The sequence below is a fragment of the Tsukamurella asaccharolytica genome (assembly GCF_007858435.1).
Lineage (GTDB): Bacteria > Actinomycetota > Actinomycetes > Mycobacteriales > Mycobacteriaceae > Tsukamurella > Tsukamurella asaccharolytica.
Genome location: NZ_VIGW01000042.1, coordinates 1 through 665, shown reverse-complemented (window position 1 = coordinate 665; position 665 = coordinate 1). Strand labels below are relative to the sequence as shown.

1 rRNA gene is annotated in these 665 nt (G+C 47.8%); it reads right to left on the bottom strand.

The annotated features are described in order from the left end of the window. Positions 1-665 (bottom strand): 23S ribosomal RNA (locus tag FK529_RS19720); the annotation flags it as partial.

The window sequence follows — 665 nt, the reverse complement described above, 5'->3', positions numbered from 1 at the left end:
GATTAGCCTTTCACTCCGACCCACAGCTCATCCCCATCTATTGCAACAGATGTGGGTGCGGCCCTCCAGTCAGTGTTACCTAACTTTCAGCCTGGCCATGGGTAGATCGCCTGGTTTCGGGTCTATACCCTGCGACTAGACGCCCTATTAAGACTCGGTTTCCCTACGCCTCCCCTATTCGGTTAAGCTTGCCACAGAATATAAGTCGCTGACCCATTATGCAAAAGGTACGCAGTCACCCTAAAAAGGGCTCCCACTGCTTGTACGTACACGGTTTCAGATTCTATTTCACTCCCCTCACAGGGGTTCTTTTCACCTTTCCCTCACGGTACTTGTTCACTATCGGTCGATTACGAGTATTTAGCCTTGGAGGATGGTCCCCCCATGTTCAGACAGGATTTCTCGTGTCCCGCCCTACTTGTTGATATGCCTAGTACCACTTACTGTATTTAAAATACGGGGCTATCACCCACTACGGCTCATCTTTCCAGATGATTCTTCTATACAATAAGTTATCACATATCGGCTCTTCCCGGGTCGCTCGCCACTACTGCGGGAATCTCAATTGATTTCTTTTCCTCTGGTTACTTAGATGTTTCAGTTCACCAGGTTCGCTTCCTTAAACCTATAGATTCAGTAAAAGGATGACAGGGTTTTAAGCCTGT